20 protein-coding genes are annotated in these 20,712 nt (G+C 58.0%); 7 read left to right on the top strand and 13 right to left on the bottom strand.

The window, feature by feature from the left end:
- Positions 1-92: 92 nt before the first annotated feature.
- The 4 genes from treB (at position 93) to nrdG (ending at position 6,290) form a co-directional block, all read left to right on the top strand.
- Positions 93-1,511, top strand: a complete 1,419-nt coding sequence (gene treB, locus ACMGGU_RS00660; protein WP_023310193.1) for a PTS trehalose transporter subunit IIBC — start codon at positions 93-95, stop codon at positions 1,509-1,511.
- Positions 1,512-1,563: 52 nt separating this feature from the next.
- Positions 1,564-3,207 carry an alpha,alpha-phosphotrehalase gene (gene treC / locus ACMGGU_RS00655; protein ID WP_126534182.1) on the top strand — a complete coding sequence of 548 codons (1,644 nt, stop codon included), beginning with the start codon at positions 1,564-1,566 and terminating at the stop codon, positions 3,205-3,207.
- A 374-nt stretch (positions 3,208-3,581) separates the two neighbouring features.
- Positions 3,582-5,720: an anaerobic ribonucleoside-triphosphate reductase gene (gene nrdD, locus ACMGGU_RS00650; RefSeq protein ID WP_063622677.1), complete on the top strand. Its 2,139-nt coding sequence runs from the start codon at positions 3,582-3,584 to the stop codon at positions 5,718-5,720.
- Between the two features lie 105 nt (positions 5,721-5,825).
- On the top strand, positions 5,826-6,290 hold the full coding sequence (gene nrdG / locus ACMGGU_RS00645; protein WP_395299754.1) for an anaerobic ribonucleoside-triphosphate reductase-activating protein: 465 nt from the start codon (positions 5,826-5,828) through the stop codon (positions 6,288-6,290).
- A 32-nt stretch (positions 6,291-6,322) separates the two neighbouring features.
- On the opposite strand, the gene ACMGGU_RS00640 is transcribed toward nrdG, so the two are convergent.
- The 10 genes from ACMGGU_RS00640 to ACMGGU_RS00595 are packed head-to-tail and all read right to left on the bottom strand — an operon-like array spanning position 6,323 to position 14,897.
- Complete coding sequence (locus ACMGGU_RS00640; RefSeq protein WP_090393030.1) at positions 6,323-8,233, bottom strand: BglG family transcription antiterminator; 1,911 nt, start codon at positions 8,231-8,233, stop codon at positions 6,323-6,325.
- 19 nt (positions 8,234-8,252) lie between these two features.
- On the bottom strand, positions 8,253-9,389 hold the full coding sequence (locus tag ACMGGU_RS00635) for a lactonase family protein (RefSeq protein ID WP_277718318.1): 1,137 nt from the start codon (positions 9,387-9,389) through the stop codon (positions 8,253-8,255).
- A gap of 25 nt (positions 9,390-9,414) precedes the next feature.
- Entirely contained in the window at positions 9,415-10,155 is a 741-nt protein-coding gene (dagF, locus tag ACMGGU_RS00630) for a 2-dehydro-3-deoxy-phosphogluconate aldolase (protein ID WP_129346008.1), read from the bottom strand.
- Positions 10,152-11,270 (bottom strand): DgaE family pyridoxal phosphate-dependent ammonia lyase, encoded by a 1,119-nt coding sequence (locus ACMGGU_RS00625; protein ID WP_048225365.1) that lies wholly within the window; start codon positions 11,268-11,270, stop codon positions 10,152-10,154. The genes dagF and ACMGGU_RS00625 overlap by 4 nt, the downstream gene beginning before the upstream one ends.
- The gene (locus tag ACMGGU_RS00620; RefSeq protein ID WP_223539926.1) at positions 11,254-12,387 is read right to left on the bottom strand and encodes an amidohydrolase/deacetylase family metallohydrolase; all 1,134 of its coding nucleotides are present in this window, start codon (positions 12,385-12,387) and stop codon (positions 11,254-11,256) included. Before ACMGGU_RS00620 ends, ACMGGU_RS00625 begins: the two co-directional genes overlap by 17 nt.
- Positions 12,388-12,429: 42 nt before the next feature.
- Entirely contained in the window at positions 12,430-13,071 is a 642-nt protein-coding gene (locus tag ACMGGU_RS00615; RefSeq protein ID WP_003856081.1) for a DUF4310 family protein, read from the bottom strand.
- A 13-nt stretch (positions 13,072-13,084) separates the two neighbouring features.
- Positions 13,085-13,861 (bottom strand): DUF4311 domain-containing protein, encoded by a 777-nt coding sequence (locus tag ACMGGU_RS00610; protein WP_008501408.1) that lies wholly within the window; start codon positions 13,859-13,861, stop codon positions 13,085-13,087.
- Positions 13,862-13,883: 22 nt separating this feature from the next.
- A complete protein-coding gene (locus ACMGGU_RS00605) occupies positions 13,884-14,183 on the bottom strand; it encodes a DUF4312 family protein (protein WP_006810338.1) in 300 nt (99 codons plus the stop codon).
- Positions 14,184-14,185: 2 nt separating this feature from the next.
- A complete protein-coding gene (locus tag ACMGGU_RS00600) occupies positions 14,186-14,548 on the bottom strand; it encodes an SFCGS family glycine-rich protein (protein WP_023293430.1) in 363 nt (120 codons plus the stop codon).
- A gap of 10 nt (positions 14,549-14,558) precedes the next feature.
- Entirely contained in the window at positions 14,559-14,897 is a 339-nt protein-coding gene (locus ACMGGU_RS00595) for a glycine dehydrogenase (RefSeq protein ID WP_086374949.1), read from the bottom strand.
- Positions 14,898-15,314: 417 nt separating this feature from the next.
- On the opposite strand from ACMGGU_RS00595, the gene ACMGGU_RS00590 reads away from it, so the two are divergent.
- Positions 15,315-15,470, top strand: a complete 156-nt coding sequence (locus ACMGGU_RS00590; RefSeq protein ID WP_072061332.1) for a Hok/Gef family protein — start codon at positions 15,315-15,317, stop codon at positions 15,468-15,470.
- A gap of 69 nt (positions 15,471-15,539) precedes the next feature.
- On the opposite strand, the gene cybC is transcribed toward ACMGGU_RS00590, so the two are convergent.
- Together cybC and pmbA are read right to left on the bottom strand one after the other, a co-directional pair.
- Positions 15,540-15,926 (bottom strand): cytochrome b562, encoded by a 387-nt coding sequence (gene cybC, locus ACMGGU_RS00585; RefSeq protein ID WP_008501412.1) that lies wholly within the window; start codon positions 15,924-15,926, stop codon positions 15,540-15,542.
- A gap of 38 nt (positions 15,927-15,964) precedes the next feature.
- Positions 15,965-17,317 (bottom strand): metalloprotease PmbA, encoded by a 1,353-nt coding sequence (gene pmbA, locus ACMGGU_RS00580; RefSeq protein ID WP_395299753.1) that lies wholly within the window; start codon positions 17,315-17,317, stop codon positions 15,965-15,967.
- A 95-nt stretch (positions 17,318-17,412) separates the two neighbouring features.
- Between pmbA and yjgA the strand changes: the two genes are divergently transcribed.
- Positions 17,413-17,964: a ribosome biogenesis factor YjgA gene (gene yjgA / locus ACMGGU_RS00575; RefSeq protein WP_008501414.1), complete on the top strand. Its 552-nt coding sequence runs from the start codon at positions 17,413-17,415 to the stop codon at positions 17,962-17,964.
- Between the two features lie 76 nt (positions 17,965-18,040).
- Here the strand turns inward: yjgA and mpl are convergent, their stop codons facing one another.
- Positions 18,041-19,420 carry a UDP-N-acetylmuramate:L-alanyl-gamma-D-glutamyl-meso-diaminopimelate ligase gene (gene mpl / locus ACMGGU_RS00570; RefSeq protein ID WP_420300160.1) on the bottom strand — a complete coding sequence of 460 codons (1,380 nt, stop codon included), beginning with the start codon at positions 19,418-19,420 and terminating at the stop codon, positions 18,041-18,043.
- Positions 19,421-19,617: 197 nt separating this feature from the next.
- On the opposite strand from mpl, the gene fbp reads away from it, so the two are divergent.
- On the top strand, positions 19,618-20,616 hold the full coding sequence (gene fbp / locus ACMGGU_RS00565) for a class 1 fructose-bisphosphatase (protein ID WP_008501416.1): 999 nt from the start codon (positions 19,618-19,620) through the stop codon (positions 20,614-20,616).
- Positions 20,617-20,712: the final 96 nt, after the last annotated feature.

Genomic DNA, 20,712 nt, shown 5'->3' with positions numbered 1-20,712 from the left:
TTCGGGAACGTTCCCATTTTCGCCGTCACGCTGAAGGAGTAGGCTTGCGCTCAGGTCATTACCCCCCTCACCATCTGTCATGAGGTTTCATGATGAGTAAAGTCAAACAAGCAGATATCGATCAGTTGATCGTCCTGGTCGGCGGCCGCGAAAACATCGCTACCGTCAGCCATTGCATTACCCGCCTGCGCTTCGTGCTGAACGATCCGGCCAAAGCCAATCCGAAGGCCATTGAAGAACTCTCCATGGTTAAAGGCTGCTTCACCAACGCCGGTCAGTTCCAGGTCGTGATTGGTACCGAAGTGGGCGATTACTATCAGGCTCTGCTGGCAACGACCGGGCACTCCTCCGCCGATAAAGAGCAGGCGAAGAAGGCCGCGCGCCAGAACATGAAGTGGCACGAGCAGCTGATTTCCCACTTTGCGGAGATCTTCTTCCCGCTGCTGCCAGCGCTGATCAGCGGAGGCTTGATTTTAGGCTTCCGTAACGTCATCGGTGACGTGCCGATGAGTGACGGCAAAACCCTGGCGCAGATGTACCCGGCGCTGAAAACCGTGTACGACTTCCTGTGGCTGATTGGCGAGGCGATCTTCTTCTATCTGCCGGTGGGGATCTGCTGGTCCGCGGTGCGCAAGATGGGCGGTACGCCGATCCTCGGTATCGTACTCGGCGTCACGCTGGTCTCTCCGCAGTTAATGAACGCTTACTTACTTGGTCAGCAGGTGCCTGAGGTGTGGAACTTCGGCCTGTTTACCATCGCCAAAGTGGGCTATCAGGCGCAGGTCATTCCGGCCCTGCTGGCGGGGCTGGCGCTGGGCTTTATTGAAACCCGACTGAAGCGCATCGTGCCGGATTACCTTTATCTGGTGGTGGTGCCGGTGTGCTCGCTGATTCTGGCGGTCTTCCTGGCGCATGCCTTTATCGGTCCGTTTGGCCGCATGATTGGCGACGGCGTGGCCTTCGCAGTGCGTCACCTGATGACCGGCAGCTTCGCCCCGATTGGCGCCGCGCTGTTTGGCTTCCTGTACGCCCCGCTGGTGATCACCGGCGTGCACCAGACCACGCTGGCCATTGATATGCAGATGATCCAGAGCCTCGGCGGCACGCCGGTCTGGCCGATTATCGCCCTGTCTAACATTGCTCAGGCGTCCGCGGTGACCGGCATCATCATCGTCAGCCGCAAGCACAACGAACGCGAGATCTCCGTTCCGGCGGCCATCTCCGCCTACCTCGGCGTCACCGAACCGGCGATGTACGGTATCAACCTGAAATACCGCTTCCCGATGCTCTGCGCGATGATCGGTTCCGGTCTGGCGGGCCTGGTGTGCGGACTAAACGGCGTAATGGCAAACGGGATTGGCGTCGGCGGCCTGCCGGGCATCCTCTCCATCCAGCCCGCTTACTGGCAGGTGTTCGCCCTGGCAATGGCCATCGCGATTATCGTCCCAATGGCGCTGACTACCGTGGTTTATCAGCGTAAGTTCCGTCAGGGCTCGCTGCAGATTGTTTAATCTCTCTCTTTCGGGGCGCAGTTGCGCCCCTTCGCATTTGCAGGAACACACTATGAATACCCTTCCTCACTGGTGGCAAAACGGCGTTATCTACCAGATTTACCCCAAGAGTTTCCAGGACACCACCGGCAGCGGCACCGGCGATTTACGCGGCGTGACGCAGCGTCTGGACTACCTGAAAACCCTCGGCATCGACGCCATCTGGCTGACGCCGTTTTATATCTCCCCGCAGGTGGATAATGGCTACGACGTGGCGAATTACACCGCCATCGACCCGGCGTACGGCACGCTGGATGATTTCGACGAACTGGTCGCCGAGGCGCACCAGCGCGGCATTCGCATCGTGCTGGATATGGTGTTCAACCACACCTCAACCCAGCACCCCTGGTTCCGGGAATCGCTGAACAAAGCGAGCCCGTACCGCCAGTTCTACATCTGGCGCGACGGCACGCCTGAGCAGTTGCCCAACAACTGGCGCTCCAAGTTTGGCGGCAACGCCTGGCGCTGGCACGCAGAGAGCGAGCAGTATTACCTGCACCTGTTCGCGCCGGAGCAGGCGGACCTCAACTGGGAAAATCCGGCGGTGCGCGCCGAGCTGAAAAAGGTGTGCGAGTTCTGGGCCGACCGCGGCGTCGACGGCTTGCGCCTCGATGTCATTAACCTGATTTCGAAAGATCAGGATTTCCCGAATGATGAGACGGGTGACGGTCGCCGCTTCTACACTGACGGGCCGCGCATCCATGAATATCTGCAGGAGATGAGCCGCGACGTCTTTACCCCGCGCAACCTGATGACGGTAGGCGAGATGTCCTCGACTTCGCTGGAGAACTGCCAGCAGTATGCTTCTCTCGATGGCCGCGAGCTGTCGATGACCTTTAACTTCCACCACCTGAAGGTGGACTATCCCGGCGGCGAAAAGTGGACGAAGGCGAAGCCGGACTTCGTGGCGCTGAAAACCCTCTTCCGCCACTGGCAGCAGGGGATGCATAACAAAGCCTGGAACGCCCTGTTCTGGTGTAACCACGACCAGCCGCGCATCGTGTCGCGCTTCGGTGACGAAGGAGAATACCGGGTTCACGCCGCGAAAATGCTCGGCATGGTGCTGCACGGTATGCAGGGCACGCCGTATATCTATCAGGGCGAAGAGCTGGGGATGACGAACCCGCACTTCAGCCGCATCACCGATTACCGCGACGTGGAAAGCCTGAACATGTTCGCCGAACTGCGCGCCAACGGCCGCGATCCGGATGAATTACTGGCGATTCTGGCGAATAAGTCCCGGGATAATGGCCGCACGCCAATGCAGTGGGACGCGTCGCACAATGCGGGCTTTAGCGAGGGCGAACCGTGGATTGGCGTCTGCGATAACTACGAAACCGTGAACGCCCGCTCGGCGCTCGACGATGCGGATTCCGTCTTCTATACCTATCAGTCGCTGATTAGCCTGCGCAAAACCCTGCCGGTGCTAACGTGGGGGGATTATGAGGATCTCCTGCCGGAACACCCTTCTCTGTGGTGCTACCGTCGCCAGTGGCAGGGACAGACCCTGATCGTTGCGGCGAACCTGAGTAATACGCCTCAGGAATGGCAGACAGACCTTCTCAGCGGTAAGTTGCAGGTGTTGATGAGTAACTACCCGACACCGCAAACGACGTCGCTGCGTCCGTTTGAAGCCGTCTGGTGGTTGCAGCAGTAACCGTCCTGCCGGGTGCAGCCCTGTACCCGGCTTACTTTACTGTTTTTGTTGAATAATCAATCAGATTTTTCTCTTCCACCTTTACAATCTCTGAAGCGCCCGTCGTTTGTACTCTCGTCTTTTTACTTTGTTCTGAATCAAATAAATCGCAAACATGTTTGATGCAAATCACTATATGTAGCACTTAAAATGCACGCCGACCCAATATCTTGTATTTATCGTCTACTATTCCAACAACAAGACGGCGCTTACGCTGGCCGGAATTGTGGATAACACGAGCTGGGAACGCGGGAAGTCTTTGGCCTGGCGGGAAATGCGTCCGGTGAATACTTCTCCACCTCTGTGGATAACCTGTTTTTAAAAATGGAGTGATCATGACACCGCATGTGATGAAACGTGATGGCTGTAAAGTGCCGTTTAAATCAGAGCGCATCCAGGAAGCCATTCTGCGTGCAGCTAAAGCAGCGGGAGTCGATGACGCAGATTACTGCGCCACCGTCGCAGAAGTCGTTAGCAGCCAGATGAATGAACGCAGCCAGGTCGATATCAACGAAATCCAGACCGCGGTTGAGAACCAGCTGATGGCAGGGCCCTACAAGCAGCTGGCGCGCGCCTACATTGAGTACCGCCACGATCGCGACGTGCAGCGCGAGAAGCGCGGTCGTCTGAACCAGGAGATCCGTGGCCTGGTGGAGCAGACCAACTCCGCCCTGCTCAATGAAAACGCCAACAAAGACAGTAAAGTGATCCCCACCCAGCGCGATCTGCTGGCCGGTATCGTCGCCAAACACTATGCCCGCCAGCATCTGCTGCCGCGCGACGTGGTTTCGGCGCACGAGCGCGGCGAAATTCACTACCACGATCTCGACTATTCGCCGTTCTTCCCGATGTTCAACTGCATGCTGATCGACCTGAAAGGCATGCTGACCCACGGTTTTAAAATGGGCAACGCCGAGATTGAACCGCCTAAGTCAATCTCCACGGCCACCGCGGTCACGGCGCAGATTATCGCCCAGGTCGCCAGCCATATTTACGGCGGCACCACCATTAACCGTATTGATGAAGTGCTGGCTCCGTTCGTCACGGCAAGCTTCAATAAGCACCGTAAAACGGCTGACGAGTGGCACATTCCGGACGCTGACGGCTACGCGCACTCCCGCACCGAAAAAGAGTGCTACGACGCGTTCCAGTCGCTGGAATATGAAGTGAACACGCTGCACACCGCCAACGGCCAGACGCCGTTTGTGACCTTCGGCTTTGGCCTGGGCACCAGCTGGGAATCGCGTCTGATTCAGCAGTCCATTCTGCGCAACCGTATTTCCGGCCTTGGCAAAAACCGTAAAACTGCGGTGTTCCCGAAACTGGTTTTCGCGATTCGCGACGGCCTGAACCACAAGTTTGGCGATCCAAACTACGACATTAAACAGCTGGCGCTGGAGTGCGCGAGCAAGCGCATGTATCCGGACATCCTGAACTACGATCAGGTGGTGAAGGTCACCGGTTCGTTTAAAACGCCAATGGGCTGCCGCAGCTTCCTCGGCGTGTACGAGGATGAAAACGGCGAGCAGATCCACGACGGGCGCAACAACCTCGGCGTGATCAGCCTCAACCTGCCGCGCATCGCGCTGGAAGCGAAAGGCAATGAAGACGCCTTCTGGGCGCTGCTGGACGAGCGCCTGCAGCTGGCGCGTAAGGCGCTGATGACCCGTATTGCCCGTCTGGAAGGGGTCAAAGCCCGCGTCGCGCCGATCCTCTATATGGAAGGGGCCTGTGGCGTGCGCCTGAAGGCGGACGATGACGTGTCTGAGATCTTCAAAAACGGTCGCGCGTCGATTTCGCTGGGCTACATCGGCATTCACGAAACCATCAACGCGCTGTTTGGCGATACGCACATGTACGACAGCGAAGCCCTGCGTGAGAAAGGCATCGCCATCGTTCAGCGCCTGCGCGACGCGGTAGACCAGTGGAAAGAGGAAACCGGCTACGGGTTCAGCCTGTATAGCACCCCAAGCGAGAACCTGTGCGACCGCTTCTGCCGTCTGGACACCGCCGAGTTCGGGATTGTGGAAGGCGTGACCGACAAAGGGTACTACACCAACAGCTTCCACCTCGATGTGGAGAAGAAGGTGAACCCGTACGACAAGATCGACTTCGAAGCGGCGTATCCGCCGATCGCCAGCGGCGGCTTCATCTGCTACGGCGAGTACCCGAACATTCAGCACAACCTGAAGGCGCTGGAGGACGTGTGGGATTACAGCTACCAGCACGTGCCGTATTACGGGACCAACACGCCTATCGACGAGTGCTACGAGTGTGGCTTTACCGGCGAGTTTGAATGTACGAGTAAAGGCTTTACCTGCCCGAAATGCGGCAACCACGATGCGGCCCGCGTCTCCGTGACCCGCCGCGTGTGCGGCTATCTCGGCAGCCCGGACGCCCGTCCGTTTAACGCTGGCAAACAGGAAGAGGTGAAGCGCCGCGTGAAGCATCTGGGGAATGGACAGATCGGTTAATCCGCTGCCACGTTAATGCCCGGTGGCGCTGCGCTTACCGGGCCTACGGACCGCTCTCTTTTGTAGGCCGGGTAAGCGCAGCGCCACCCGGCGTGGTTATTCGCGATGAACTATCACCAGTACTACCCCGTCGACATCGTCAACGGCCCCGGCACCCGCTGCACCCTGTTCGTCTCAGGCTGCGTCCACGAATGCCCCGGCTGCTACAACAAAAGCACCTGGCGCCTGAATTCCGGCAAGCCGTTCACCGCGGAGATGGAAGATAAAATCATCAGCGACCTGAATGACACGCGCATCAAACGCCAGGGAATTTCGCTCTCCGGCGGCGATCCGCTGCATCCGCAAAACGTGCAGGATATTTTGAAGCTGGTGAAGCGCATTCGCCGCGAGTGCTCGGGAAAAGATATCTGGGTCTGGACAGGCTACAAGCTGGATGAGCTGAACGCGCAGCAAATGGAAGTCGTGGATCTGATTAACGTGCTGGTCGACGGTAAGTTCATGCAGGATTTAAAAGACCCGGCGCTCATCTGGCGCGGCAGCAGCAACCAGGTTGTACATCATTTGCGTTGATCAAAGGCGGATGTCATCCATCCGCCCTTATCTCAAAAACGACTCAAACTCTCCATCGCCACCGCCTTAAACCCGGCAAAATCCTCGCAGCTACAGAGACGTGACATCGCCCGCTCGCGCAGGAAAGTGACGAAGATATCGTAAATCGCCATCGCCTCTTCGTATTCGCTTTTGCTGATGGCAAGCAGGAAGATGACGTGCGCGGTTTCGTCGCCCCACTGCACGCCGTGCGGGGCCAGCACGGTGTAGACCACCGTTTTCTGCGCCAGCAGGCCGAGGGAGTGCGGCAGCGCGATGCCGTCGCCGAGCATGGTACTGACGATAGCTTCACGCTCAACAACCGAATCCAGAAACTCCGCGCCAACAAAGCCTTCGGCCTCAAGCTGTTCACACAGCTCGCGGAACAGCGTCTGCTGATCGATCGGCTTGTCGATAATGCGGAAGTGGGCCGCGTCGAAGTATTTATCCAGCATCCACGGGCGGGTGCGGTCCACCAGCACCAGTTTGCCAATCTGTTCTAACTGATAGTCGGTCGGGAACGGGGCGATCATCACCACCGGTTTTGACTTTTCGCTGACGCGGGCGGTGGCGATCACAAAGTCTTCGCCAATCGATTCCGCCAACTCGTACTCGCGCAGGGTGAGCGTGCGCGTCACCTCAATCTGCGGGTATTTACGCTGCAGCACCGCCTCAATCATGCGCACCATCGCGTTACCGGCGTCGCATACCAGCAGCACGCGCGGCTGACGCTGGTAGCCAATGTTGTAGTGGCGCTCCAGCCCGACGCCAATATGCAGCACCAGGAAACCAATCTCGTTTTCGCTGATCACATACGGCGTGTATTTGCCCCAGCTCGACACCGCGGCCAGCGTCATGTCCCACGCCATCGGGTAGTGCTGCTTGATGTTATCCAGCAGCGGATTGGGGATCATGATTTGATACCGCACGCGGGTGATCATGGTTTTAATATGCGTCAGCAGATCCGCGTGCAGCTGCGCGTCGCTAAGCAGGTTGTAGTTATAGTGGGTGTTGATGTAGCGCAGGATGTAGTTGACCAGCGCTTCATCGTCATCGGCATTAATCGCGCTGGGCGCGATCTCCTGGATCTGCCGCGCCGCAATGTGCACGCACAGCCAGCTCTCCTCCGACGGCGAAAGCGTTTTGCCCGCCAGCTGCTGGATGGTCACCGCGATATCCTTCGCCGCCTCGCGCACGTTCTCTTCCACGTCTTCGGCATGGAATTCCGGCAGCGGGTAACCTTCGCTGATGCGACGTACCGACACCGCGCAGTACAGGCGCAGGAACAGCTCGCCTTCATCGGTCAGGCGAATGTGATGACGCGTCAAGGCGTCGTGCAGCACCGGCACCATCTGCTCCGCCACGCCCGCATTCAGCGCCACGTCGGTCACCAGCGGGTTCAGGCTGTCCTGCTGCGCCAGCTCCCAGAGCAGATCGGTCAGGCACGCGCGGGTCGACATCTCGCTGCCAAACAGCTTCATCCCATGGCGCGGACGGGTTTCCAGCGTCAGGTTGTAACGATGAAACCACTCGCGTACCTCCGCCATGTCGCTTTGCAGCGTGGCGCGGCTGACGAACCACTCGTCCGCCAGATCCTCCAGCTTAAGCGAAAACGCCGAGGTGAGAAAACGCACCACCAGATAATGCACGCGCTCCGGCCCGGTCCGTGGGATACGCAGCGCGCGCGGGTGGGATGCCTGAAGCTGCTGATAGCGCTCGGCATCCTCAATTTTGAGCTGGTAGCCGTTGCCCCGGCTCAGGATAAACTGCGCGCCGTGGCTGGCCAGCAGCGCGTTCAGGGCGGTGATATCCGCACGGACGGTTCGCGTGGAGACCGACAGCCGCTGCGCCAGCTCGTCCTGCGGCAGCGTCTCGTTTTGCAACAGATCGAAAAGTTGCGCTAAACGTTGGTTCGGAAATCGCACGTCGTTGTCCTCTAACAGCTTAAGGTGAAATGACCATCTGGGATGGGCTGCCGACCGGGGTATAGTCCGGTTCGAAGCTCAATTTCCCGTCCTGCGCCACGCGGAAACGGGTAATGTTGTCGCTGCGCTGGTTCATGACGTACAGCCAGCGTCCCTGCTTATCGAGCGTCAGGGTGCGGGGATAATCACCACGCGTCCACACGTCATCCTGATGCGTCAGCGTGCCCTCTGCTGTTACGGTAAAGTGCCCGATGCTGTTATGCAAACGGTTAGCCACGTACAGCTGCCTGCCATCGGCGCTTAATGCGAGCCCGGCAGCAAAGCTGGTGCCTTTGTAACCTTCCGGCAGGGCAGAAACCGTTTTATCCTCTTTCAGGGTGCCGTTGGCGTTCACGGTATACCGGGTGAGCGTAGACGCCTCTTCGTTAATCAGCCACAGGGCATCGCCCTTCGGCGTAAAGACAAAGTGGCGCGGCCCGGCGCCTTTCGAGGAGGCGCTGATAAACGGCGGATCGTTCGGCGTCAGCTTTCCTGTCCGATCGTCAAAACGGTACTGATAGATGCGATCCAGCCCCAGATCGGTGGAAAACACGTACTTCCCGCTCGGATCGGCGGCGATCATGTGCGCATGGGGGCCGTTATGATCGCTGATCGCGAAACTGCCCTCCGCAGCAGCTTCGGGCTTCGCCGCGCCCGGTTCGCCTTGATCCTGATGTTTGTCCGTGGCTTCACCCAGGCTGCCGTCTGCGTTGACGGGTAAAACGGCAATTGAGCCGCTGACATAGTTCGCCACCAGCAGATGCTGGCCGTTCGGCGTCAGGGAGAGATACACCGGCCCGGCACCGCCGGAGGCCACCTGATTGAGCTGGCTCAGCTCACCGTTATCGCCGACGCGCAGCGCCTGCACCACGCCCTGCTCCACTTCACTTGCCAGATACAGCGTTTTGCCGTCCTGTGAAAGGGTCAACTGCGCCGCATTCGGCAGTTTGCTCACCAGCGTTTTATCGTTCAGCGCGCCGGTTTGCGGGTTAACAGTAAAACGGTACAACCCTTCACCGTTCGGATTATAGGTACCCACCCAGGCATATTGCGTCTGGGCGACAGCGGCGGTGGCGAGCATTGAGAGTGAAGCGACAAGCAAGGTACGGGTGTGCATGGTGGCTCCTGTATATATGTGAGTTCTACTTCACCAGCTTCTTCGTCATCGCCAGCAGAGTACGCACATCTTCCGGACGCGTATCACCGCTGGCTTTGTCGATAATCGAGCTGTAGATATGCGGGATGATTTTGCTCACGCCCGCGTCGAGGGCGATCTGCAGGATCTCCTCATAGTTTTCCAGATCGATACCTCCGGTCGGCTCCAGCCAGAAGTCGTGACGGGCGCAGGCTTCCGCCACCGCTTTGTACTCGTCACGGCACTTCAGGCCGCCCATCGGGAAGTATTTGATAGAGCTGCCGCCGAAATCTTTCAGCAGAGCAATCGCCGTTTCAACCGGCACGATGCCGTCCGGCGCTTTGCTGCTCAGCGGGCCGGTGGAGATTTTCACCATCCCGACGGTGCCGGTCGGGGAGACCAGACCGTTGACCACAGAGTCGTTCTGTCCCAGCAGCGCGCGGCTGGTAGCCACGCCGGTAAAGACCTGGTTAACGTGCTGCGGCTGCACCTGACGGGAGATCTCGCTCACCATCGCCGACTGGTTCGGGTCGCCCGCGCCCAGCCCAACAGACAGTGCGTTATCAATCAGCGCCGCGTACTCGCGCATATCCGCTACCGCGCTGGCTACGTCCGGGTAATTTTTGGAGAGCACGCCCACCAGCACATGACCTTCCGCCGCCTCGTAGATGGCGCTGGCGTTGGCCTTCGACCCTGCCAGCACGTTCAGACAGACGCGGTCACGGTAAAAGTTGGGGGTCAGTTTCATGCATTTTTCTCCTGTCCTAACACTTCGCTAATGCGGCGGTACACGATGTTCAGCTGATCAGCATTCACGCTGCGTACATCCGCTTCGATAATCCCTTCGTTGGCCTTGTAGCCACGGAAGTAAATGGCGTATTCGCCCTGCTTCAGCTTCGCCACCAGGTCACCCGTGCCGACGCCGGTGGTGGCTTCGTCAAATTTAATCTCGGTGCGGGCGATGTCGCGTCCGGCGCTGTCCCAGACCACGCGCGCGGTCACACCGTTCAGGGTGTTGAGCGCCTCGATAAACGGCGTCATTTTCGCCACCATCTCGGCGCCGCTCTCTTTGGTGGCCGTCAGATAGTGTTCGATGGCGCAGGTCAGGCCAAGAATGCCCTCTTTACCCACCTTCATGGCGCGGCCAATCCCCGCCGTCTGGCGTTTGACCCACTCAACATACTGGGTTTTGCCGATCACCAGCCCGCTGGTTGGGCCTTCGATCGCCTTCGCGCCGCTGTAGATCACCAGGTCCGCGCCGGAGCGGTAGTAAACATGCAGATCTTCTTCCGCCGCGGCATCAACGATGAGCGGCAAGTCGTGTTTACGCGCGACAACGGCCGCCTGCTCGACGCTGAGCATGCTTTTCTGCACGCAGTGGTGAGATTTGATATAGAGGATCGCGGCCGTGCGCGGGGTGATCGCCGCCGCCAGCTGATCGGCGGAACATTCGTTGGCGTAGCCCGCCTCCACCAGCCTGCCGCCGCCCAGCGCGACCATGGTGCCCACCGGCGCGCCAAAGTTCACGTTGTGGCCTTTCGGCAGGACGATTTCGTTGTTCTCAATTGGGGTAATGTGCAGATTTTCCAGCAGCCAGTCGCTGTCTTTGACCAGCACCGCCGCCACGGACTGGGCAATGCCCGCCGACGCGCAGGAGACGACCGTCGCCCCTTCCACATCCAGCAGCTTCGCGATGTACTCCCCGGTTTTATTGACCAGATCCTTCATCTCGAAATAGTGATTCATGCCGTCCATCGCCGCCTGTACCACCTCCGGACGCGGCGTGGAGACGCCCAGCGCCGTCATGCGGCCAGAGGTGTTGATAACCTGCTTTAAGCGGTACTTCTCATAAATCGAAGGCATTTTCCGTGCTCCCTTGTTCGGTCATGTAGCCCTTGCCCGCGCGGATCGCGGCAAGCGGCACCAGAATGTGTTCAGCCTGCAGGCTGTCGTTTTCGGCATCCGTCAGCACCGTCGGCTGACGTTTGAGGATGAATAGCGTCAGGTCGGCGTCGAGACCCGGCTGAATGCGGCCCTTGCGCGTCAGGCGCAGGCCGTCGGCGGCGTTCGCCGTGACGCAGTCAATCACCTGCGGCAATGACATGCCGATGGCGAGAAACTTCGACATCACGCTTGCCAGCGAGCCCACCGGGCCGTTGATGCGGTTGCGGCAGTAGATATCTGAGCTGATGGTGTGCGGCAGAATGCCCATCGCGATAGCGCGTTTTGCCACCTCAAAGCTAAAGCTCGCCGTGCCGTGCCCCACGTCCAGACGCACGCCGCGCTTCAGGGCAGAGGATATGGAGGCGCGCAGCTCGCCCGAGGGCGTCAGAATGCGGTTAGGCTTGCCGTTATAGCAGTGGGTAATGATGTCGCCGGAACTCAGGAGTTCGGCGATTTCGTCGAGATTTGGCGGGTTGTTGCCGATGTGCACCATCAGCGGCAGGTCGCCGTTCTCTTTCTGAATCGCTTTCGCGCGCGCCAGCGGCGTGATGCCGTTTTCACCGACCACGCTGCTGCTCATACGCGCCTTCAGGCCGACGATAAAATCAGGGTGGCGCTTCACCGCCTGCTTCACCGCGTCGGCATCAACATTGGCCATATTGGCCAGCTCGTTCTGGGCAATCAGCCCCACGCGGGAGATGTTCAGCAGAGCAAAAACCTCGGTGGAGGCCTTGCGGGTGATCTCATAGAAATCGTCCACATCGTCGGCGCCGGTGCTGCCCGCGTCCACTACGGTGGTGACGCCGGTGGCAACGCCCACGCTGTCGGGTTCGTCGTGGTAAATCGGGGAATTCGGGTAGCAGTGTACGTGGGAGTCAATCCAGCCTGCGCTGACGAACACTTCACCGTTCAGCTCAACCGTTTTATGCGCGGGCGCGTTAATCTCGCCCAGCGCCGCGATTTTCCCGTCCTGAATGGCGATATCGGTCAGGGTATCGTCGGTGAGGCGCGCACGGCGCAGGAGTAAATCAAACATGAGGATCTCCTGATAAGGCGGGCGCCAGCGCGCCCGCGGGTATTAAAGGGCAACCGGGAACAGCCAGCCCAGAATCATCGCGCCGAGGATAGCGCCACCGGTAATCGGCTTCTGCCAGATGTAGAACAGCAGCGCACCCACCAGCGAGCCGACGCCGATCGGAATGGAGGCGGTCATGGCGCTGAGGATGATCAACGGCCCGAGGAAGCGGCCGGAGGCGTTGCCCGCGCCCATCATCACGTCTGCGCCGTAGGTGGAGTTGCTCTGGTTGATGGTGAACTTACGCGCCAGGATGATGACGTAGCCAATCGCCAGACCAATCACCAGGCCGGTGATCAGCGAAGCAATGAAGTTGGTCACCGGGAACATGATCCCCGCGCCCAGCAGCAGCGCCGGTACGCCGAGGCCTACGCCGGTCTGGATCGCCCCGCCAATGTCGAGAATACCGACCAGCGACCCTTCGATAATACGGGCGAACAGGAAGCTCGCGCCAAACGCCGCCACCGCGCCGTAAACGCCGGTATCAATACCCGCTTTCAGCATCGCCACGAAGGCCACTTCGTTAAACGCGCCGATGCCGTAGAGGTAGTACATGTGCGTCCCGGCAAACACGCCGGAGGAGAGCAGGCCAACGAAGATCGGGAACGACCAGTCGGCATACCAAAAACCTTTATTCTGTTCCATTTAGAGGCTCCTGTTATTTACCGCTGAGCGAGTTGTGGATCATGTCGAGCCAGTTCGGCACGGTCAGATGGAAGGATTCGATCATCTTCATGTCGAAGCCGCGGAAGAAGCCGCTCAGCACGAAGAGCAGCACGATAGCCGCCATCATCACTTTGGTGACGTGGTTCCAGCCGCTCTCTTCCACGCCTTTCCCGATCAGGATCCCCAGCACCAGGCCCGGTACGGCGTTGCCCATAATCAACTGCGCCGCGCCGCCGAAGATGGTGGCCCAGAAGCCCGATTTTTTACCCGCATCGATGGCTGCCAGCCAGAAGATCACCGGCATCACGGTGTTCACCAGCAGGTTTGCCGCCGGCACCAGCACCTTCACGGCGGTGACCTGAAGCGCTGCGGGAACGGAGGAGGCGGTCAGGTTAAGGAAGGTCACGACGATCATGCCGATCACGCCGCAGGCAATCGCCATTTTGCGGGGATCGTGCAGCGTTTCGCCGACGTTACGGTTTTTGATCATCAGTGCAGCCGCACCCCAGTTCGGGATGATGCGGTGGTCAACGTCCTGTGTGAAAGCCCCTGCGGCCACGGAAGAGGCCCAGGCGTTAAAGAAGAAACCTAACCCAAAGGAGAAGTGGGACGCCGGATCCCCTTCACAGGAGTTCAGTTCCCCCAACGTACGAAACGCGCCCATACCCTGAGTGGTAGGCGCATGAAACATGCGTGCAGCCCCGGCGCCCACACCGACGCCAACCAGGCCGCCAATGATGAGCGATTTTATTAATATAATTAAGAACATCAGTCTGCCCTTTTATGAATAATCAGCGTTGCGTGACGAAATCCACCTGGTCGAGATTGATGGCTGTCACGTTGACGGTCACATCCAGCTCCACGCTGTAGGTGCGTCTTTCCCGGCGCAGAAAGAAGAACAGAAACGCTTCTTTACGCACCGCTTCTTGCGCCTGAACGACCTGCACATCCTGTGGCTCAATACGCAGTAAGATATGCGGTGAGGCTTTCATCACCGCGGCCTGAACGTGGTTGAGCGCGTCGGCAAAGGCGCGCGCTTTGGCGTCGCCCTTCCCCTTCACTCTCACCGTGGTTGTGAACTGTTCTTTCATGCTTATGCGCCGTATTTCTTCTGCCACGCCTGTACCAGACGCTCGCCAAGCTCTTCTTTATCCATAAAGCCAAAGCCCAGCACGTTGCAGCCTTCGTTGATGGCAGTCACGCCCTCTTCCACGGAACGCATGCCGTATTTGGCTTTGTAGCCATACTTGGTCTGGGCGGTGATGGCACCCGCGCCGCCGCTGCCGCAGAAGGAGATGCCGAAGGTGGCGTTTTCCGCTTTCATTACGTCGCCCAGCTTCATGTCTGCCGCCATGCCCGGTACGACAACCGCGCGTCCACCTGCTTTTTCCACACCGGCAGCCACTTTCTGACCTTTACCCAGGCGATCGCCAATCACGACTGTAATCTGTTCCATGTGTTGCTCCTTAAAGGTTGTCTTTTGCGACTTCAAAGTGAACGGAGAGCAGCCAGGCTTCTTCATCAGGAAGGTTGCCAAACTGCGCGACCACTTCACGGGCAAGCCGCATTGAATCCGGTGAAATTTCGTCAAACAGCTCTGCTTCAACCTCCGGTAGCGGCTCGCCGGTCACGGACCGGTGCGCCATGGCGCGCACGTGGGAGGTGAGCATCTGCTCCTGTACTGCATTGGGGATGATGTTGTTCCGGGCCAGCAGGGCATAGACCTGCTGCAGCATGGTGTTTGCGAGTTGATCTGTTTGCACCGCCTGTTCCCCAACGTCGTTCATTACCGCTCCGTTAATCACTGGTCTTACCCCGTTAATGGCTCTGGATTAAAACTAACGGTGGGAGGGACGGGTTTGTAGCGAGTTGTTTTCCACTTCGAAGTGGAAAGGCGAGCCGCAGCAGTGATCTGTGCCACATAAATGCGCCGAATCTGGATAAATCAATGTATTCGCGTGATGAATATCACGCTATTACGCGGGAACGAACGGGTAAGCAGAGTGGAAAAGATTCCGAGCAGGCTCGTAGAAATGTGACGTGGATAAGGTTTTCTTATGGGGATTGGGTAGAGTGGCGGCGGGTGCTTGAGACTGACCGTCTCAGGCATGGGACGGAAAGTGGAAAGCCCCGCCTGATAGAAAATCAGGGCGGGGGCTCGAAACGACACGTCACGACCGTGGAGTTCGCTACCTCGCCCGCTTTAAAGCAAGGAGGCATCCATGAAACGCAGAAACCCAAGTATCGGGGTTTTGATGATTATTGCTTTGACAATAATCATCTTAACGCTGGTGACGAGGAAAACACTGTGCGAAATCCGTTTTCGAAACGGCTCGCTTGAAGTGACAGCGCGGATGGATTGTCGCTCCGGCCAGTAGGGAGCAAGGATGCGGAGGCGCGTCATGCGCCTCCGCATACGGGGAAGGACGTACAGCTCAGGCACCCAATTAACGATACTTTTTGTGGTACGTATTGCGCGTGGTCACAAACTGCTCGGCCGCCGCCTGGGCCTCTTTCACTTTGCCTTCGTTAGCGAGCTTCAGCGCGCCGTCGATCTGGCCGACCAGCACGTCAAAGCCGTGGCGGTAGTCTTTCATCTCTGCACTGTCTGCCGCTTTGCTTTCCAGCTTTGGCGGCGTCGCTTTTTGGGCGTCCAGCGCCGCTTCACGCATTTTGGTCAGCGCGTCTTTCATTTCCGCCGCATTGTCGGTTTTCTGGACCACCTTCAGGTTTTGACCGAGGATGCCCATGTCGTCTTCAAGATCGGCAGCAAACGCAGAAGAGCCAAGAACCAGCGTTGAAGCTGCGACGATCGCTAACAGATGTTTACGCATTGCTCACTTCCTTTTTTATTATTAACAAAACGCTATCTTTATTGTCCGGCGATTTTCATTTCCGGAAGTAATACAGAACCACACTGTATATTGCTGCGTGTTTCAATATCGTTACCGACCGTAACGATATTGCGCCACATATCCTTCAGATTGCCAGCGATGGTAATTTCGCTCACTGGATACTGGATTTCACCGTTTTCCACCCAGAAGCCCGCCGCACCGCGAGAGTAGTCTCCGGTGATGCCGCTGACGCCCTGCCCCATCAGCTCGGTCACCACCAGACCGGTGCCCATCTCCTTCAGCATCTGCTCAAAGTTGAGGCCCTGCCCGGCAATGCGCCAGTTGTGAATACCGCCCGCGTGCCCGGTGCTTTTCAGCCCCAGCTTGCGCGCAGAGTAGTTGGTCAGCAGCCACTGGGTCAGCACGCCGTCTTTGACAATGTCACGACGCTCGGTGCGCACGCCTTCGCTGTCGAACGGCGTGGAGGCCAGCCCTTTCAGCAGGTGCGGATGTTCTTCGATGGTCAGCCATTCCGGCAGGATCTGCTTGCCCAGCGAGTCGAGCAGGAAGGTTGATTTACGGTAAACGGAGCCGCCCGCAATCGCGCCCACCAGATGGCCAAACAGACCGGTCGCCACTTCATTGGCAAAAATCACCGGCGCTTTCATGGTGGAGAGTTTACGCGGCGACAGGCGAGACAGCGTGCGTTCGGCACACGCTTTGCCTACCCACTCCGGAGACTGCAAATCCCCCAGCGCGCGGCCAATGGTGTAGGCGTAGTCGCGCTCCATGTCACCGTTCTCTTCGGCGATGACGCAGCTGGAGAGCGAGTGGCGGGTAGAGCAGTAGCCCTGCAGCATGCCGTGGCTGTTGCCAAAGACTTTGATGCCGTAATGGCTATTGAAGCTGCCGCCTTCGGTATTGGTGATGCGCTTGTCGGCCTGCAGGGAAGCCTGCTCGGCGCGCGCGGCCAGTTCAATGGCTTCGTCCGGGGTCACTTCCGCCGGGTGGAAAAGATCGAGATCCGGCGCGTCAAACGCCAGCAGGTCTTTATCGGCCACGCCGGCGTAAGGATCCGGCGAGGTGTAACGGGCGATATCCAGCGCGGCCTGCACCGTACGGGCGATGGCATCCGGACTGAGATCGGTGGATGACGCACTGCCTTTGCGATTCTGGTGGTATACCGTGATACCCAGCGCGCCGTCGCTGTTGAATTCGACATTCTCCACTTCGCCATAGCGGGTGCTCACGCTAATGCCGGTGGTTTTGCTGACCGCCACTTCGGCGCCATCTGATTTTTCTGAAGCAAGCATCAGCGCGGTGGAGACGGCTTCTTCCAGAATCTTACGCTGCGCTTCAACTTGTGAGGTTACTTTCATCGCAAATGCCATACTGTAAGAGAGAGTTAACTGAAGTCTAACAGAGAACCGTTTTTCAGTGCGCGTCTTAACTGGTAACATTAGCCTCTTTTTTTAAGGAGCCTGACATGACTAAGCAGCCCGAAGACTGGCTCGACGACGTTCCCGGTGATGACATCGAAGACGAAGATGATGAGATCATCTGGGTCAGTAAAAGTGAAATTAAACGTGACGCCGAAGAGTTAAAACAGCTTGGCGCGGAAATGGTAGAACTGGGTAAAAACGCGCTTGATAAGATCCCGCTCGACCAGGATCTGCGCGATGCCATTGAACTGGCACAGAAAATCAAAAAAGAAGGCCGTCGTCGCCAGCTTCAGCTTATCGGGAAAATGCTGCGTCAGCGCGATGTTGATCCGATCCGCCAGGCGCTGGACAAGCTGAAAAACCGCCACAACCAGCAGGTTGCGCTGTTCCACAAGCTGGAGCAGATCCGCGATCGTCTGATTGAACAGGGTGATGACGCCGTACCGGAAGTGCTGAACCTGTGGCCGGATGCCGACCGCCAGCAGCTGCGTTCCTTGATCCGCAACGCGAAGAAAGAGAAAGAAGGGAATAAGCCGCCGAAGTCTGCGCGCCTGATTTTCCAGTATCTGCGCGAGCTGTCTGAGAACGAAGAGTAATCCGTTCCCCTCACCCCGGAGGGGCGAGGCGGAAAAGAACGTAGGCCCGGTAAGCGTGAGCGCCACCGGGCTTTTTTTACGCGTCGGCGGCCGCTTCCGCTTTCTTCGCCAGCCCGTCCAGCAGCTTCTGATGGATCCCACCAAAACCGCCGTTGCTCATCACCAGAATATGGTCGCCAAGCTGAGCGGCTTTCACCACCATATCCGCGAGCGCATCCACATCTGCACTCCAGTGTGCCGGCTGAATGCAGGCATCGGCCACTTCCGCGACCTGCCACGGAATATGCTGCGGCTGAAGCAGGAAGACTTCATCGGCACGTCCTAACGACGGCGCGAGATCGTCTATGCAGATGCCCATCTTCATGGTGTTCGAGCGTGGTTCCAGCACCGCCAGAATGCGCGCGGTACCGCCAACTTTGCCACGCAGGGCGGCAAGCGTGGCCAGAATGGCCGTTGGGTGGTGCGCGAAATCGTCATACACGGTGACGCCGTGGGCTTCACCGCGCAGTTCCAGACGGCGGCGGGCATTGATAAACGAGCCCAGCGCATTCGCCGCATCCGCAGGCTGAACGCCCACGTGACGCGCTGCGGCAATCGCCATCAGGCCGTTGTGCATATTGTGTTCGCCCACCAGGCCCCACTTCACCTCACCCACCTTTTCACCGTCGAGCAGCACTTCCCACTCGGAGGCATCGGCATTGAGTTTCTTCGCCTGCCAGTGGCCCTGCTCGCCCACCAGCTCCTGCTCGCTCCAGCAGCCCATTGCCAGGGTCTGCTTCAGGTTAATGTCGTTTTCAGGCAGGATGATGCGGCCCTGGCCTGGAACAATGCGCACCAGGTGGTGGAACTGTTTCTGAATGGCCTTCAGGTCGTCAAAAATATCCGCGTGGTCAAACTCAAGGTTATTGAGGATCAGCGTGCGCGGGCAGTAATGCACGAACTTAGAGCGCTTGTCGAAGAACGCGCAGTCATACTCGTCGGCTTCGATCACAAAGAACGGGCTGTCCCCCAGGCGAGCAGAAACGTCAAAGTTGCCCGGTACGCCGCCGATGACGAAGCCCGGCTTATAGCCGCAGGCTTCGAGAATCCAGGTCGCCATGCCCGCGGTAGTCGTTTTGCCGTGGGTACCGGCAACGGCAACTACCCAGCGGTCACGCAGGACGAAGTCATGCAGCCACTGCGGACCGGACATGAACGGGATATTGCGTTCCAGTACCGCCTCAACGCACGGGTTACCGCGGGTCATGGCGTTGCCAATGATCACCAGATCCGGCTCAGGATCCAGCTGGCTGGCATCGTAGCCCTGAATTAAAGCGATGCCCTGTTTCTCCAGAAGTGTGCTCATTGGCGGATACACATTGGCGTCCGAACCTGTCACCTCATGGCCCAGCGAGCGCGCCAGCATTGCCAGTCCGCCCATGAAAGTGCCACAAATCCCCAATATATGAATGCGCATACGTCACTATCCTTCTTCAATGTGGCGCACATTTTACTCACATGTCAGCGGGTGTGAAACGCATTTCAGGAAAATCCGTATCCTGCTGGCGCGATTCACCTCTGCGCTACTATTTGAATATTTGTTAAGATTGTTGGGCTTTAGTCGTTTTAGTGAACATACAATCGCTCTACTCACAAAGATGCAGGGAAAGTGTTATGAAAACGTTAGGTGAATTTATTGTCGAAAAGCAGCACGAGTTCTCTCATGCTACCGGTGAACTCACTGCTTTGCTGTCGGCAATAAAGCTGGGCGCTAAGATCATCCACCGTGATATCAACAAGGCCGGTCTGGTCGATATCCTGGGTGCCAGCGGTGCCGAGAACGTTCAGGGCGAGGTTCAACAGAAACTCGATCTGTTCGCAAATGAAAAACTGAAAGCTGCACTGCGCGCGCGCGACATCGTTGCGGGTATCGCCTCCGAAGAAGAAGATGAAATTGTTGTTTTCGAAGGGTGTGAACACGCGAAATACGTTGTTCTGATGGATCCGCTCGACGGCTCCTCCAACATCGACGTTAACGTTTCTGTCGGTACCATTTTCTCTATCTACCGCCGCGTCACGCCTGTTGGCACGCCGGTGACCGAAGAAGATTTCCTGCAGCCGGGCATTAATCAGGTTGCTGCCGGTTACGTGGTTTATGGCTCCTCCACCATGCTGGTGTACACCACCGGGTGCGGAGTGCACGCCTTTACGTACGATCCTTCCCTGGGCGTTTTCTGTCTGAGCCAGGAACGCATGCGCTTCCCGGAGAAGGGTAACACCTACTCCATCAACGAAGGCAACTACATCCGCTTCCCGAACGGCGTGAAGAAGTACATCAAATTCTGCCAGGAAGAAGATAAAGCGACGCAGCGCCCTTACACGTCCCGCTATATTGGTTCTCTGGTCGCGGATTTCCACCGTAACCTGCTGAAAGGCGGCATCTACCTCTACCCAAGCACCGCCAGCCACCCGGACGGGAAACTGCGTCTGCTGTACGAATGCAACCCGATGGCGTTCCTGGCCGAACAGGCGGGCGGCAAGGCGAGCGACGGTAAAGAGCGTATTCTGGAGATCGTGCCGGAAAGCCTTCACCAGCGCCGTTCTTTCTTCGTCGGCAACAACCACATGGTTGAAGACGTCGAACGTTTCATCCGTGAGTACCCGGACGCATAATCCCTCTCTTCAGGGGAGCCGATCCGGCTCCCCTGGTCATTTATATATTTTACCGTATAAGTGTTTATAAAAAACATGCTTTAATCTTCGCCACTG

The organism is Enterobacter sp. BNK-8, assembly GCF_048685095.1.
Lineage (GTDB): Bacteria > Pseudomonadota > Gammaproteobacteria > Enterobacterales > Enterobacteriaceae > Enterobacter > Enterobacter quasiroggenkampii.
The sequence above is the reverse complement of the archived record's forward strand: the minus strand, read 5'-3'. Positions and strand labels throughout refer to the sequence as shown.